General features: G+C 60.0%; 12 protein-coding genes. All 12 read left to right on the top strand.

Annotated elements, in window-relative coordinates:
- Positions 1 to 224: 224 nt before the first annotated feature.
- The 12 genes from SPL01S_RS21085 to SPL01S_RS21140 all read left to right on the top strand — a co-directional run bounded on the left by SPL01S_RS21085 (position 225) and on the right by SPL01S_RS21140 (position 15,241).
- Entirely contained in the window at positions 225 to 3,992 is a 3,768-nt protein-coding gene (locus SPL01S_RS21085; protein WP_063202670.1) for a nitrate reductase subunit alpha, read from the top strand.
- Entirely contained in the window at positions 3,989 to 5,533 is a 1,545-nt protein-coding gene (narH, locus tag SPL01S_RS21090; RefSeq protein WP_063202672.1) for a nitrate reductase subunit beta, read from the top strand. Before SPL01S_RS21085 ends, narH begins: the two co-directional genes overlap by 4 nt.
- Positions 5,530 to 6,267: a nitrate reductase molybdenum cofactor assembly chaperone gene (gene narJ / locus SPL01S_RS21095; RefSeq protein ID WP_063202674.1), complete on the top strand. Its 738-nt coding sequence runs from the start codon at positions 5,530 to 5,532 to the stop codon at positions 6,265 to 6,267. Before narH ends, narJ begins: the two co-directional genes overlap by 4 nt.
- 2 nt (positions 6,268 to 6,269) lie before the next feature.
- A complete protein-coding gene (gene narI / locus SPL01S_RS21100; protein ID WP_062871128.1) occupies positions 6,270 to 6,947 on the top strand; it encodes a respiratory nitrate reductase subunit gamma in 678 nt (225 codons plus the stop codon).
- A gap of 284 nt (positions 6,948 to 7,231) precedes the next feature.
- Positions 7,232 to 8,239 carry a 3-oxoacyl-[acyl-carrier-protein] synthase III C-terminal domain-containing protein gene (locus tag SPL01S_RS21105; RefSeq protein WP_063202676.1) on the top strand — a complete coding sequence of 336 codons (1,008 nt, stop codon included), beginning with the start codon at positions 7,232 to 7,234 and terminating at the stop codon, positions 8,237 to 8,239.
- Positions 8,236 to 9,252 (top strand): NAD-dependent epimerase/dehydratase family protein, encoded by a 1,017-nt coding sequence (locus SPL01S_RS21110; RefSeq protein ID WP_063202677.1) that lies wholly within the window; start codon positions 8,236 to 8,238, stop codon positions 9,250 to 9,252. The genes SPL01S_RS21105 and SPL01S_RS21110 overlap by 4 nt, the downstream gene beginning before the upstream one ends.
- A complete protein-coding gene (locus tag SPL01S_RS21115; RefSeq protein ID WP_063202679.1) occupies positions 9,245 to 10,051 on the top strand; it encodes an MBL fold metallo-hydrolase in 807 nt (268 codons plus the stop codon). Before SPL01S_RS21110 ends, SPL01S_RS21115 begins: the two co-directional genes overlap by 8 nt.
- Positions 10,048 to 11,334: a F390 synthetase-related protein gene (locus SPL01S_RS21120; RefSeq protein WP_063202681.1), complete on the top strand. Its 1,287-nt coding sequence runs from the start codon at positions 10,048 to 10,050 to the stop codon at positions 11,332 to 11,334. The genes SPL01S_RS21115 and SPL01S_RS21120 overlap by 4 nt, the downstream gene beginning before the upstream one ends.
- On the top strand, positions 11,331 to 11,948 hold the full coding sequence (locus SPL01S_RS21125; protein ID WP_063202683.1) for a phosphatase PAP2 family protein: 618 nt from the start codon (positions 11,331 to 11,333) through the stop codon (positions 11,946 to 11,948). The genes SPL01S_RS21120 and SPL01S_RS21125 overlap by 4 nt, the downstream gene beginning before the upstream one ends.
- On the top strand, positions 11,945 to 13,078 hold the full coding sequence (locus SPL01S_RS21130; RefSeq protein WP_063202685.1) for a sterol desaturase family protein: 1,134 nt from the start codon (positions 11,945 to 11,947) through the stop codon (positions 13,076 to 13,078). Before SPL01S_RS21125 ends, SPL01S_RS21130 begins: the two co-directional genes overlap by 4 nt.
- Entirely contained in the window at positions 13,071 to 14,153 is a 1,083-nt protein-coding gene (locus tag SPL01S_RS21135) for a fatty acid desaturase family protein (protein WP_063202687.1), read from the top strand. Before SPL01S_RS21130 ends, SPL01S_RS21135 begins: the two co-directional genes overlap by 8 nt.
- Complete coding sequence (locus SPL01S_RS21140) at positions 14,150 to 15,241, top strand: fatty acid desaturase family protein (protein WP_063202689.1); 1,092 nt, start codon at positions 14,150 to 14,152, stop codon at positions 15,239 to 15,241. The genes SPL01S_RS21135 and SPL01S_RS21140 overlap by 4 nt, the downstream gene beginning before the upstream one ends.
- Positions 15,242 to 15,247 lie beyond the last annotated feature (6 nt).

Genomic DNA, 15,247 nt, shown 5'->3' on the forward strand with positions numbered 1-15,247 from the left:
GTTACCCCTCCCATTAAACGCAACCCCTCATTTTTTACTTTTACTTTCAATAAACTGGCCTTTCTTCTCCTGATTATACTTTAGGGGTAGTCACGCTTGCTTCCCCGTTTATCTCCCTCTATTCCCTTGATCGCAATCAATTTGCCGCCTTTGTCGCCTCAGTAGGCTGGCGGCAGATTGAGCATGTCTTCTTATAACGACAAGAGCCTTCAGGAGAACTCCGGATGAGCAAGTTTCTAGACCGTTTCCGCTATTTTAAGCAACTGGCGGAACCTTTTTCTGGCGATCATGGCCAGACGTTGAACACCAACCGCGACTGGGAAGACGGCTACCGCAGCCGCTGGCAGCACGACAAGATTGTGCGCTCGACCCACGGAGTGAACTGCACCGGCTCGTGCAGTTGGAAGATTTACGTCAAAAACGGCCTGGTGACCTGGGAAACCCAGCAGACCGATTACCCGCGCACCCGCCCCGATCTGCCCAACCATGAACCGCGCGGCTGCCCACGCGGCGCCAGCTATTCCTGGTATCTGTACAGCGCCAACCGACTGAAATATCCGCTGATGCGTAAACGCCTGATCGCACTGTGGCGTGAGGCGAAGGCGCTGCACAGCGATCCGGTCGATGCCTGGGGCTCTATCGTCTCCGACCCCGAAAAGTCCAAGAGCTATAAGGTCGCCCGCGGGCGCGGCGGCTTTGTGCGTTCCAGTTGGCAGGAGGTGAACGAACTGATCGCCGCCTCCAACGTTTATACCGCCAAAACCTTCGGCCCGGACCGCATCATCGGTTTCTCGCCGATCCCGGCGATGTCGATGGTGTCCTACGCCGCCGGCGCCCGTTATCTGTCGCTGATCGGCGGCACCTGCCTGAGCTTCTACGATTGGTATTGCGATCTGCCGCCGGCGTCGCCGATGACCTGGGGCGAGCAGACCGACGTGCCGGAATCTGCTGACTGGTACAATTCCTCCTATATCATCGCCTGGGGCTCTAACGTGCCGCAGACCCGCACCCCGGATGCCCATTTCTTCACCGAAGTGCGCTACAAAGGCACCAAAACCGTGGCGGTGACGCCGGACTACGCCGAAGTGGCCAAGCTGTGCGACCAATGGTTGAACCCCAAGCAGGGGACCGACAGCGCTATGGCGCTGGCGATGGGCCACGTGATGTTGAAAGAATTCCACCTGGATCGCGAGGTCGGTTATTTCCGCGACTATGTGCGCCGCTACACCGATATGCCGATGCTGGTCGTGCTGGAGCCGCGTGAAGCAGGTTATTACGCCGCCGGCCGCTTGCTGCGCGCCGCCGATCTGGTGGACGGGCTGGGGCAGGAAAACAATCCGGAGTGGAAAACCGTTGCTATCGACCAGCGCAGCGGCGAACTGGTGGCGCCGCAAGGGTCCATCGGTTTCCGTTGGGGCGAGCAGGGCAAATGGAATCTGGAACAGCGTGAAGGCAAGGGCCAACAGGACGTGGAGCTGCAACTCAGCTTGCTGGGTGCCCATGACGAAATAGCCGAGGTGGGCTTCCCGTATTTTGGCGGCATAAAAACCGAGGGCGAGCACTTTAACAGCGTGGCGCTGGACGAGATCCTGCTGCACAAGCTGCCGGTAAAACGCCTGCGCCTGGCGGACGGCAGCGAAGCTTTGGTCACCAGCGTCTACGATCTGACTCTGGCCAACTACGGCTTGGAACGTGGCCTGGACGACGCCAACTGCGCCGCGAATTACGACGACGTCAAAGCTTACACGCCGGCCTGGGCCGAGCAGATCACCGGCGTGTCGCGCCACAACATTATCCGCATCGCCCGCGAATTCGCCGACAACGCCGAGAAAACCCGTGGCCGCTCAATGATTATCGTAGGTGCCGGCGTCAACCACTGGTACCACATGGACATGACCTACCGCGGCCTGATCAACATGCTGATCTTCTGCGGTTGCGTCGGCCAAAGCGGCGGCGGCTGGGCACACTATGTCGGCCAGGAAAAACTGCGGCCGCAAACCGGTTGGTTGCCGCTGGCGTTCGGTCTCGACTGGCAACGCCCGCCGCGCCATATGAACAGCACCTCGTTCTTCTATAACCACTCCAGCCAATGGCGGTATGAAACCGTCGCAACCGAAGAGCTGTTGTCGCCGCTGGCGGACAAGTCGCGCTTTGGCGGCAGCCTGATCGATCTCAACGTGCGTGCCGAACGCATGGGCTGGCTGCCTTCTGCGCCACAGCTGGGCGTTAACCCGCTGCATCTGGCGGCGCAGGCGAAAGCCGCCGGGCAGACGCCGGTAGATTTCACCGTCGACGCGCTGAAGACGGGGCGGCTTGGCTTCGCCGCCGAGCAACCGGACAACCCGCAGAACTTCCCGCGTAACCTGTTCGTCTGGCGTTCCAACCTCCTGGGCTCCTCCGGCAAGGGCCATGAGTACATGCTCAAATACCTGCTGGGCACTGAAAACGGCATCCAGGGCAAGGATCTGGGCCAACAGGGCGCTGCCAAGCCGCAGGAAGTGGAATGGCTGGATAACGGCGGTGAAGGCAAGCTGGATCTGGTGGTGACGCTCGATTTCCGCATGTCCAGCACCTGCCTTTACTCTGACATCGTGCTGCCGACCGCCACCTGGTACGAAAAAGACGACATGAATACCTCGGATATGCATCCGTTCATTCACCCGCTGTCGGCGGCGGTCGATCCGGCCTGGGATTCCAAGAGCGATTGGGAGATCTACAAGGGCATCGCCAAAGCCTTCTCCGAGGTGTGTGTAGGGCATTTGGCGCAGGAAACCGACGTGGTGACGCTGCCTATCCAGCACGACTCCCCGGCAGAACTGGCGCAACCTTATGGCGTGAAAGACTGGAAGAAGGGCGAATGCGAGCTGATCCCCGGTAAAACCGCGCCGCACATTATGGTGGTGGAGCGTGACTACCCGGCCACCTACGAGCGTTTTACCTCGCTGGGCCCCTTGCTGGACAAGCTGGGCAACGGCGGCAAAGGCATCACCTGGAATACCCAGACCGAAGTCGATTTCCTGAAAAAGCTCAACTACGTGAAAACCGAAGGCCCGGCGGTGGGCCGGCCGAAGATTGAAAGCGCGATCGACGCCGCCGAGGTGATTTTGTCGCTGGCGCCGGAAACCAACGGGCAGGTGGCGGTCAAGGCGTGGGAAGCGTTGGGCAACATTACCGGCCGCGATCACCGCCATCTGGCGCTGAACAAGGAAGATGAAAAGATCCGCTTCCGCGATATCCAGGTTCAGCCGCGCAAAATCATCTCCAGTCCCACCTGGTCAGGGTTGGAAGATGAGCATGTGTCGTATAACGCCTGTTACACCAACGTGCATGAGCTGATCCCTTGGCGCACCCTCAGCGGTCGCCAGCAACTGTATCAGGATCACGAATGGATGCGCGCCTTTGGCGAAAGCCTGCTGGTGTATCGCCCGCCGATCGACACCCGCGCCGCGCAGCCGCTGCTGAACCGGAAGCCGAACGGCAATAAAGAGAAGGCGTTGAATTTCCTGACGCCGCACCAGAAATGGGGCATTCACTCCACCTACAGCGACAACCTGTTGATGCTGACCCTGTCGCGCGGCGGGCCGATTGTCTGGATGAGTGAAGACGACGCCCAGGATCTGGGCATCAAGGACAACGACTGGATCGAGGCCTTTAACGCCAACGGCGCGCTGACCGCGCGGGCGGTGGTCAGCCAGCGCATTCCGGCGGGCATGACCATGATGTACCACGCGCAGGAACGCATCGTGAATATTCCCGGTTCGGAAATCACCAGCCAGCGCGGCGGCATCCACAATTCGGTGACCCGCGTTTGCCCGAAACCGACCCACATGATCGGCGGTTATGCGCAGTTGGCCTACGGCTTTAACTATTACGGCACCGTCGGTTCCAACCGCGACGAGTTCGTGGTGGTGCGCAAAATGAACCGGATCGACTGGTTAGACGGTGAAGGCAACGACGACTCGCAGGGCAGCCGGCAGGAGAAAGCAAAATGAAAATTCGTTCGCAAGTCGGCATGGTGCTGAACCTGGACAAATGCATCGGTTGCCACACCTGTTCGGTGACCTGCAAGAACGTCTGGACCAGCCGTGAGGGCATGGAATACGCCTGGTTCAACAACGTGGAAAGCAAACCGGGCGTCGGCTATCCGCACGCCTGGGAAGATCAGGACAAATGGAAGGGCGGCTGGATCCGTAAAATCAACGGCAAACTGGAACCGCGCATGGGCAGCCGCGTTGGGCTGCTGTCGAAGATTTTCGCCAACCCGGACGTGCCGGCGCTGGACGACTATTACGAGCCGTTCGACTACGACTACCAGACTCTGCATACCGCGCCGCAGGGCAAGCATCAGCCGATCGCCCGGCCGCGCTCGCTGATCACCGGCCAGCGCATGAAGAAGATCGAAAACGGCCCGAACTGGGAGGAGATCCTCGGCGGCGAATTCGAAAAACGCTCGCAGGACAAAAACTTCGACAACATGCAGAAGGCGATGTACGGCCAGTTCGAAAACACCTTCATGATGTATCTGCCGCGCCTGTGCGAGCACTGCCTCAACCCGGCTTGCGTCGCTACCTGCCCGAGCGGGGCGATCTACAAGCGCGGCGAAGACGGCATTGTGCTTATCGATCAGGATAAATGCCGCGGCTGGCGCATGTGCCTGACCGGCTGCCCGTACAAGAAAATCTATTTCAACTGGAAGAGCGGCAAGTCCGAGAAATGCATCTTCTGTTATCCGCGCATTGAGTCCGGCCAGCCGACGGTCTGTTCGGAAACCTGCGTCGGCCGTATCCGCTATCTGGGGGTGCTGCTGTACGACGCCGATCGCATTGAACAGGCCGCCGCGGCCGAAAATGAGAAAGAGCTCTACCAGAGCCAGTTGGACATATTCCTCGATCCGCATGACCCGGCGGTGATTGCTCAGGCGCTGAAGGATGGTGTTCCGCAAGGGGTGATTGAGGCCGCCCAGCAGTCGCCGGTATACAAAATGGCGATGGACTGGAAGCTGGCTCTGCCGCTGCACCCGGAATACCGCACCTTGCCGATGGTGTGGTACGTGCCGCCGTTGTCGCCGATTCAATCCGCCGCAGATGCCGGTGAGCTGGCGCACAGCGGCGTCCTGCCGGACGTGGAAAGCCTGCGTATCCCGGTGCAATATCTGGCGAACCTGCTGACCGCCGGTGATACCGCGCCAGTGCTGTTGGCGCTGAAACGCATGCTGGCGATGCGCCACTATAAACGCGCGGAAACCGTGGACGGCGTGGTGGACACCAGCGCGCTGGAGCAGGTGGGGCTGAGCGAAGCGCAGGCGCAGGAAATGTATCGCTATCTGGCGATCGCCAACTACGAGGACCGTTTCGTTATCCCGTCCAGCCACCGTGAACTGGCGCGAGAAGCCTTCCCGGAAAGCAAAGGCTGCGGTTTCAGTTTTGGCGACGGTTGCCACGGCAGCGACGGTAAATTCAACCTGTTCAACAGCCGCCGCATCGACGCTATCGATGTGACGCAGAAAACCGGCCGTCAGAAGGATATCTCATGATTAGCCTGAAAGTGATTGCTCGCCTGCTGGATTACCCGGAGCAGGCCTTGTTTGACCACCAAAAGGCGCTGATCGAGGCGCTGGAACCGGCCAACGAGCTGGATTTGCACCGCAGCGCGCAGCTGATTTTGTTTATTCGCCGCTTCTGCGCCCGTCCGCTGCTGGACGTGCAGGCCGAATACTGCGAGCTGTTCGATCGGGGCCGCGCCACCTCGCTGCTGCTGTTTGAACACGTGCACGGCGAATCGCGCGATCGCGGTCAGGCGATGGTCGATCTGATGGCGCAATACCGCACCGCCGGGCTGGAGATCGACAGCCGCGAACTGCCGGATTTCCTGCCGTTGTATCTGGAGTATCTCGCCAGCCGCAGCCAGGCGCAGGCCGCTGAAGGGTTGCAGGACATCGCCCCGATTCTGGCGCTGCTCGGCGCCCGGTTGCAGCAGCGCGAAAGCCCGTATGCGGTGCTGTTTGATCTGTTGCTGACGCTGTCCGGCACCGGCGTCGATAGCGCCAGCCTGGAGAGCCAGGTGGCGGGTGAGGCCAGGGACGATACGCCGCAGGCGCTGGACGCGGTGTGGGAAGAGGAACAGGTGCGATTTATTTCGCAGGGCAGTCTGGGCGAGCAGGGCTGCGCTTCGGCACAGCAGACGGCGCACCAGCGGCGCTTTGCCGGCGCCGTGGCGCCACAGTATCTGGACCTGACAGCGGCGCTAACCGGAATCAAAGGACGCTAACCATGCAATTTTTGAATCTGTTCTTCTTCGATATTTACCCTTATCTGGCGGGGGCGATTTTTCTGATCGGCAGTTGGCTGCGCTACGATTACGGGCAATACAGCTGGCGCGCCGGTTCCAGCCAGATGTTGGACAAAAAAGGCGTGCGTCTGGCCTCCAACCTGTTTCACATCGGTATCCTGGGCATCTTCGCCGGGCACTTTCTCGGCATGCTGACGCCGCACTGGATGTATGAAGCCTTCCTGCCTATCGATGTGAAGCAGAAACTGGCGATGATCGCCGGTGGTGCCTGCGGCGTGATGACGCTGATCGGCGGCGCGTTGCTGCTGAAACGCCGTCTGACCAATGCGCGAGTGCGTGCCACCAGCAGCTTTGCCGATATCATGATCCTGACGTTGCTGGTGGTGCAGGTGTGTCTTGGCCTGCTGACCATTCCGTTCTCCGCCCAGCATATGGACGGCAGCGAAATGATGAAGCTGGTGGCCTGGGCGCAGGCGGTGGTGACTTTCCATGCCGGAGCGTCACACTACCTGGTGGGCGTAGCGCCGATCTTTAAACTGCATATGGTACTGGGCATGACGCTGTTCGTGCTGTTCCCGTTCTGCCGCCTGGTGCATATCTGGAGCGTGCCGGTGGAATACCTGACCCGCCGTTACCAACTGGTGCGCAACCGCCGCTAAGCATCGCAACACCAGAATCAACACGGCGAGATCCCCTTCTTGCCCTCAACACAAATGCACCTTAATCGGTGCATTTTTGCTGTCTTGCCCTGACGTTAATATCTCAGTATGGTTACGATGGCTGCGCCGGCGGATACCGGTTGCTTGCACCGCATAACTACGATCGCTAGCCCAGATTCAAGGGGCATTTGGGAAATTAAAAACCGGGGATGACCTGCCGCCGTCGCCATGCCGACAGCGCCGGGAGGTCGCTTTATGGATATTCAGGTTACTTATTAATAATAATGACAATACACTCTGGTTCACCCGCTTTGTTACCTCTCAAAGTCATCGCCACCGGCGTGGCTTTGCCGCCAAACTGTATAGCGTCCTCCGCGCTGGATAGCCTGTTGGGCAAACCGGCCGGCTATGTTGAAAAACGCTCGGGGATTGTTCACCGTTTTCACGCCACCGACGACGCCAGTCAGGCCGAACTGGCCGCTGCCGCATTACATGACGCCTTGGCCCGCCACTCGCTTCACGCACACTCGATTGACCTGCTGATTTCCGCCTCGGCGATTTCTGTCCAGGCGCTACCTTGCACCGCTGCGCACATTCTCAAGGTGGCCGGACTGGCGCCAGGCACCCCAGGTTTTGACATCAACAGCAGTTGCGTGAGCTTTATCTCCGCCCTGCAGGTGGCCGCCGGACTGCTGAATGCCGGCACCTATCGGCGCATTGCTATAGTGTCGGCGGATTTAGCCTCGCGCGGCATCGATTGGGAGCATGAGGAGTCCTCGCTGATCTTTGGCGACGGCGCGGCCTGCGCCATTGTCGAACGCGGCGACGGCGCCAGCGGCATTCTGGCAAGCTTGGTGGAAACCTATCCCGAAGGCAGCGAGCTGTGTGAGATCCGCGCGGGCGGCACTCGCCGCAACCCGCGTGCCGGCATGACCGGCAGCGATTTCCTGTTCCATATGCAGGGCAAACAGCTGTTCAGGCAGGCTTCGGCATTGATCGAAGGCTATCTTGCCCGCTTGCTGGCGGCCGGCGGGCTGACACTGGCGCAAATCGCCACCGTGGTGCCGCATCAGGCGAGCCATCTTTCGCTCGAACACATGCGCAAGCGCCTGCACGTTTCCAACGAGGTGTTGGTGGATATTTATCCCTACCACGGCAATCAGGTCGCGGCATCCATTCCTACGGCGCTGCACGCAGCGGTCACTCAAGGCCGCTTTAATCCCGGCAAACCGGTGATGCTGATCGGCACCGCCGCCGGGCTGTCGCTGGCCGGCATGGTGTTGCTGCCATGAAGGTGCTGGTTACCGGGGCCACCAGCGGCCTGGGGCGCAATGCGGCGCAGTGGTTGCTGGAGGCGGGTCATCAGGTGCGCGCCACCGGGCGCGACAGCCAGGCTGGACAGGGGTTGCGTCAGAGGGGCGCCGAATTTGTCCCGCTGGATTTGGCGCAGGCTACGCTGGAGCAGTGCCGACAACTGATGGCCGACTGCGATTGGGTCTGGCACTGCGCGGCAAAATCTTCACCCTGGGGCGACAAAAACGCGTTCTATCAGGCCAATGCTACCGCGACGGAAAAACTGGCGGAGGCGGCCGGCCAGTGCGGCATCCGGCGTTTTATTCATATTTCCACCCCGGCGATTTACTTCGATTTTCGCCCGCATCAGGATGTTGATGAGGGTTACCGCGCCCGCCGCTTCGCCAACCATTACGCAGGCAGCAAGTATGCCGCCGAGCAGCGGTTGCAGGCGCTGGTGCCGCGCTACCCGCAAACCACCTACGTTATTCTGCGCCCCAGGGGCCTGTTTGGGCCGCATGACCGGGTGATTGTGCCTAGGTTGCTGCAACAGCTCGAACGCGATGGGGGCGTGTTGCGCTTGCCCAGCGGTGGGCGGGCGATGCTGGATCTGACGTTTGTGTTGAACGTGGTGCATGCGATGGACCTGGCCAGTTGCCGGCCCCGGTTGGCATCCGGCGCGGTTTACAACATCACCAATCACCAGCCGCAGCGGCTGGCTGACATGCTGCACGCCTTGTTGCACCAGCAGTTGGGGCTGAATTACCGACTGCAAGCGGTGCCGTACCCGTTGCTCTACGCCTTGGCCGGCGGGCTTGAACTGTTGGCTCGCTTTACCGGCAAAGAACCGTTGCTGACGCGCTACAGCGTGGCGGCGGTGCATTTCGATATGACGCTGAGCCAAACCCGCGCCGTTGAAGAGCTGGGCTATCGGCCGCGCTATTCGATGGAAGAGGGGATCCGCCTGACCGGCGAGTGGCTCAAAAACCCGCGGGGGGCGAACCATGGCTAAGATCAGGGTCTTTGAAGTGGGCTACTGCACCCACATTGGCTGCATGGCGTTGCGCGGGGCGGGGTTCCGGGTGTGTAAATTCCCGGCACGCGCTTACCTGCTGGAGGTGGGGAACCGCCGCTGGCTGTGGGATACCGGCTATGCGCGCTATTTCCAACAGCAAACGCAGTCGGGCATTTTCCGCCTTTACCGCCATATGACGCCGGTCTATTTCGATCCCGCAGAGTCGCTGGCACAGCAGTTGCGCGCCGCCGGCTATGCCGCCGACGATATTCAGGGGCTGATTGTTTCGCACTTTCACGCCGACCACATTGCCGGGTTGCGCGATTTTAGCCAACTCGAGTTTATCTGTTCCGGTGAAGGCTGGCAGCAAACCCGCTCGTTGCGTGGCTTCGCTGCGTTAAAACGCGCTTTTATCCCCGGTTTGATCCCCGACGATTTCGAGAGTGGCCTGCACTTTATCGAGGGTTTTCCGCAGGTGAGTCTGCCTGCGCTGCTGGCACCTTTTGAGCGGGGATATGTGCTGCCGGGCAGCAAAGGACAGATCCTGCTGGTGCCGTTACCCGGTCATGCGGCGGGCCATATCGGCGCGTTTATTCTCACCGAGAGCGGCTGGACGCTGTTGGCCAGCGATGCCGCCTGGTCGCCCTTGAGCTATCAGCAACTGCGAGGGCCGTCAGTGCTGGCCAATCTGGTGATGGACGATCCCAAAGGTTATTACCGCACGCTGGAACGGCTGAACCAACTGTGGGCGGGCGGCAACGTGAACATTCTTCTGTGCCACGAGGGGGATCTATGATCCCGTTAATGACGCTGTGGCACTATTTTCGCGCCCGGCGCTTAATTTTTGCCGATCGCGCGGCACTGGAGGCGCACCAGACGAAACGGCTTAACGTCTTCGCCCGCCGGGTGCTGGCGAGAAGCCCTTACTTCAGGCGCTTCAGCCGGCAACCGATCGCCGCCTGGCCGCTGATGGACAAGGCGCTGATGATGGCGCAATTCGACCAAATGAATACCGCCGGATTGCAGCGTGACACGTTGCTTGCCTGTGCGCAGCGCAGCGAGGCGGAGCGGGATTTCACGCCAAAAATTGGTCAATACAGCGTTGGGTTGTCTTCCGGCACCTCTGGGCAGCGCGGCCTATTTGTCGTCAGCCCGCGCGAGCAGCAAGTCTGGGCCGGTGGCATGTTGGCGAAGATGCTGCCGGAAGGGGTGTTTGCCCGCGAACGCGTCGCGCTGTTTCTGCGGGCGGACAATAACCTCTATCAGAGCGTCAATAATCGCTGGTTGAGCCTGGCGTTCTACGATCTGTTTGCCCCGTTTTCCGTGCAGTTGCCGCGTCTGGAGCAGCAGGCACCGACCCTGATTGTGGCGCCGGCTCAGGTACTGCGCGCGTTGGCGTTGGCGGTGCTGAAAAAACAGATCGTCCTCAACGTGAAAAAAGTGATTTCGGTGGCGGAGGTGTTGGAGGAGCAGGATCGCCGCTTGCTGGCACAGGTTTTTCCGGCGGTGGGCGAAGTGTATCAGGCCACCGAGGGATTCCTGGCCGCTACCTGTGCGCACGGCACCCTGCATCTGAACGAAGAGTTTTTGCATATTGAACCGCAGTGGATCGATGAGCACCGTTTTACCCCCTTGATCACCGACTTTACCCGCAGCACTCAGCCGATAGTGCGTTATCGGTTGGATGACGTGCTGGTCAGGCGGCCCGAACCCTGCCCTTGCGGGCAGCCGACAATGGCGCTAGCCCGCATTGAAGGGCGCAGGGACGATCAACTGATTCTGCCGGATAGGCAGCGGCAACCCAAGGTGGTCTTTGCCGACTTGTGCAGCCGGGCGATCGCCAATGCGCTGCCGCTGACCAGCGACTATCGGCTGATTCAACACGCGCCACGGCGTTTGCAATTGATTGCCGATGGCACCCAGGCTGAGTTGGCGCATTGTCAGGCGCACCTGGTCGAGGTACTCGGCCAACAGGGCATTGCTACCGACCTGCTGGAGTGGCAATTAACGGTACAGGCGGTGATGCCGGAATTTGACAGAAAAAGACGGCGGATCATCCGTTTGGCGGGGATGGCATGAAAACAATCCTGTTTCGGCTAAGGCAGATGTTGTTGGGCTGGGGATTTGTTGGGGTCATTTATTCCAGCGCCGATCGGTGGCAAGGGGCGGGGCACCTGATATCGCCTGCGGCGATTGACCGCTGGATCCCCTTCAGCCCGGCTGCCGTTTGGCTGTATCTGTCTTTCTTTATCCTCATTCCGCTGGGGTATTTGCTGGCACCGGCTCATCGGGTCAAATGGCTGGCAACGGCCATGCAACTGACCGCTCTGGGGGCCGGCGCCATATACCTGCTGTGGCCGACCACGATGGCATATCCGGTGGATAGCGGCACCGGTTTAAGCTCTGAGGTGCTGGCGGCACTGATTGGGGTAGATTCACCGCAAAATTGCCTGCCCTCGTTGCATATGGCGCTGACAGTGCTGGCGGTGTGGGCGCTCAGCGACCGGCAGCGTAAGGTGAGGACGGTGCTTTTGCTGGTTTGGGCGGCGGCGATCGCCGTTTCAATTTTGCAACTGCGCCGTCATTTGTTTGTCGATCTGGCGAGCGGGGCGCTACTGGCGTTGCTGGCCGGTTGGCTGGCCCTGTACATTAAAGGCGCCCGGCGAGATAGGGTAAAAGGAGAGGCAGGATGAGCGATTTAGCCATGCCGATAGTGTTCATGCTGTTTGTCGTCGTCGGCGAAGCCGGGGTATTGCAGTGGGTGCAACGGCAGCGGGTCAACTGGCATGACGTGGTGTTCAATTTGAATTCCGGTCATATCATGCTGTGGCTGTTTCGCGGGCTGGAGATCACCTGCTACGGCTATGTGGCCGCGCATTTCAGCTTGGGCCTGCTGGATGGCTGGCCGCCGTTGTTGATGGGGTTGTTTGCGCTGCTGGCATGGGATTTCGGTTTTTACTGGCTGCACCGCTTGCACCATTATCTGCGGGTGTTGTGGGCGGTACACGTGGTGCACCACCAGGGCGAGCATTTCAATCTGTCGCTGGGGGTCCGTAACTCCTGGTATTCGTCGCTGACCTCGATACCGTTCTTTTTACTGCTGGCGCTGGTGGGCGTGCCGCTGACGGTGTTTGTCACGGTCTCGATCCTGCATTACAGCATCCAACTGTTTAACCACAATGCCCTGACGCCCCGGCTTGGCGTGCTGGAGAAAATTCTGGTCACTCCGGCCCACCACCGGGTACATCATGTCAAAGACCCGGCCTATTCGAACAAGAACTTCGGCGGTAGTTTTATTTTCTGGGACAAGCTGTTCGGCACTTTTTGCCCGAGCCTGCCTGAAACGCCGTTTGCCTATGGTGTCGGTGGGGATAAAGCCTGCGCCAACCCGTTTTGGGCCAGTAACCTGCCGTTCTTGCGTTATTTCCGCCTTGCGTGGCGCCCGACAACGGCGAACGTTAGCTTCCGCTGTTCGGCATTCAGCCTGTTCAGCGGCGCGATGCTGTTATTTACCCTGGTGATTGGCTATGTCGACCAGTATGGCTACGGCTACGCCGACATTCACTGGCCGCAAATGGCGCTACTGGCGTTGCTGGCGCTGGGATCGGTTGCGTTGGGTGGCATGTCGGAAGGACGCGGCTGGGCGATTGTCGCCTGGCTGCTGGTGACGCTGGGAATTGTGTTGCTGTTTATGGGGTATCTTGGCTGGCCGCAACGCTATTGGCACATCACCATGGCGGCTACCGCGCTGCATGCCCTGTGCGTGGCACTGGGCTGGGGGCGGAAAGTAGCGCTTGCACCGGAGGAAGAGACCGATGGCTGACACTCTTTCGCCGCTGAGTTTCCCCGCAGCCGGGGAACAGGCGTTTCATCGCGCGCTTAAGCGTGCGGCGCATGCTTATCTGGCGGATGACCATCGCTACGCCGACGCTGGACGGCTGGCGTTGGCGACACTGCTGCTGGCGTTGTGCGGCGGTTTTTATGCCCTGGCGCTGATGCAGCAGCAGGCGTGGGCGTTTTTCGGCTGCTATTTCCTGTTTGTGATGATGGGGATGCTGCTTAACGTGAATGTGAATCACGACGCTTCGCACAATGCTTTTCTACGCGCGCCCTGGGCGAACCGTCTGGTGGGGCGGCTGGTAACCCTGCCATTGGGGGTGGATCCGGATTACTGGCGGGTACGCCATGTGGAGTATCACCACGTTTACGCCAACGTTGAACATTACGATCTGGATACCGAGGAGAACGGTTTCTTCCGCCAGACGCCGTTCCAGCGCTGGCGCAAGCATATGCGTTATCAGCATCTTTACTGGCCGCTGATCGCCGCGCTCTCCTTGCCCTATATCGCCTGGATTTTTGACTGGTCGGATCGCCTGGGCAAAACCCCGCTGCATGAAAAGAACATTTTGCCGGGCCGTGGCGGTTGGGCGGTGTTTATCCTGTGCAAAATTGGACATCTGTTGTTGGTGCTGGGCGTGCCGCTGGTGCTGTGCCAACACAATGGCATTGGCTGGCCGTGGGTATTGCTGACCTACACGCTCAGCCAGATGTGCGCCTCGCTGTTGGTGGTGTTCTTGTTACTGGGCACCCACTGGGCGCAGGCCGAGTTTTACCCGGTACCTGAGGGGACGAGCATGCCGCACGGTTGGTATCGTCACAACTTCGCCACCGCCTGCGACTGGCTGACGTCCCCGCGCTGGCTGCAGCATTTGACCGGTGGGCTGAATTATCACCTGACCCACCATCTGTTCCCCGGCTGGAATCACCGCCATTATCCGGCGCTGGCCAACATTGTGGCGCAGTTGGCCGCACAGCACGGCATGGAATACCGCTGTATCGGCTATCGCGAACTGCTGGCGCAACAACAGCAGTTTTTACGCCGCATGGGGCAACCATGAAGCCGCTGCGTCCGCTGACTTTCCGGCGCGATGATGCCGGACTGCATCGTGCATTGATGCAGGCGGCCCATGACTATCTGGCCGGCAATCGCGACCACCGTTTCGCCGATGTCGGCATGTTGGCGAAGGTGGCGGTGCTGCTGGCGCTGTGTGCGTTCTGTTATGTTGTTGGCCTGCAGCAGCAGAACGTCTGGGCCTATTTCGCCTGCTATTTCGGCTTTATCTTTATCGGCATGTTTCTGACGGTAAACGTGGTGCACGATGCTTCGCACAACGCGTTTTTCAAACGGCCCTGGGCCAACCGCTGGTTGAACGGCCTGGTCAGCATCCCGCTCGGGTTGGATTCTGATTGCTGGCGGGTGCGGCACGTTATTTTTCATCATGCGCACAACAATATCGAACACTACGATCCCGATATCGACGCCAACGGCGTGCTGCGTCAGACGCCGTTCCAGCGTTGGAAACCCTTTATGCGCGCACAGCGATATTACTGGCCGTTGGTGGCGGCCATGACATTCCCGTATTACATCTGGCTGTTCGACTGGCTGGATCGGGCGGGAAGAACCCGGGTGGCGGCACGCATGGCGCAGCAAGGGGCGCGCGGTTGGGGCATTTTTCTGGCAGGCAAAGCGGCGCATTTTCTTCTGGCGCTGGCGATCCCGGGTTATCTGCTGCCACCGGAGATCGGCATCAGCGAGATCCTGCTGGTTTATCTGCTGAGCCAGATGCTCTCTTCGCTGCTGTTCGTGATGCTGATCATCGGCACCCACTGGGCCAAGGCGAAATTTTATCAGGCGCCGGAGCAGGGGGCGTTGCCGCACGGCAGATATCGCCACGTGTTCGCTACCACCTTTGACTGGCGCACCCGGCCGCGCTGGCTAGGGTATTGGCTGGGCGGGGCGAATCTGCATCTGACGCATCACCTGTTTCCGCACTGGAGCCACCGGCATTATCCCGCGTTGAGCCGCATCATTACCGAGGTGGCTCCGCGCTATGGTATCGACTATCGGGTACTTGAACTGGGGGAGTTGCTGCGGTTACAGCAGCGTTTTCTCAGCGAGATGGGGCGAAAGCCGTCGGAGTCATGATGTTGT

It is taken from the genome of Serratia plymuthica NBRC 102599, assembly GCF_001590925.1.
GTDB classification, from domain to species: Bacteria; Pseudomonadota; Gammaproteobacteria; order Enterobacterales; family Enterobacteriaceae; genus Serratia; species Serratia plymuthica.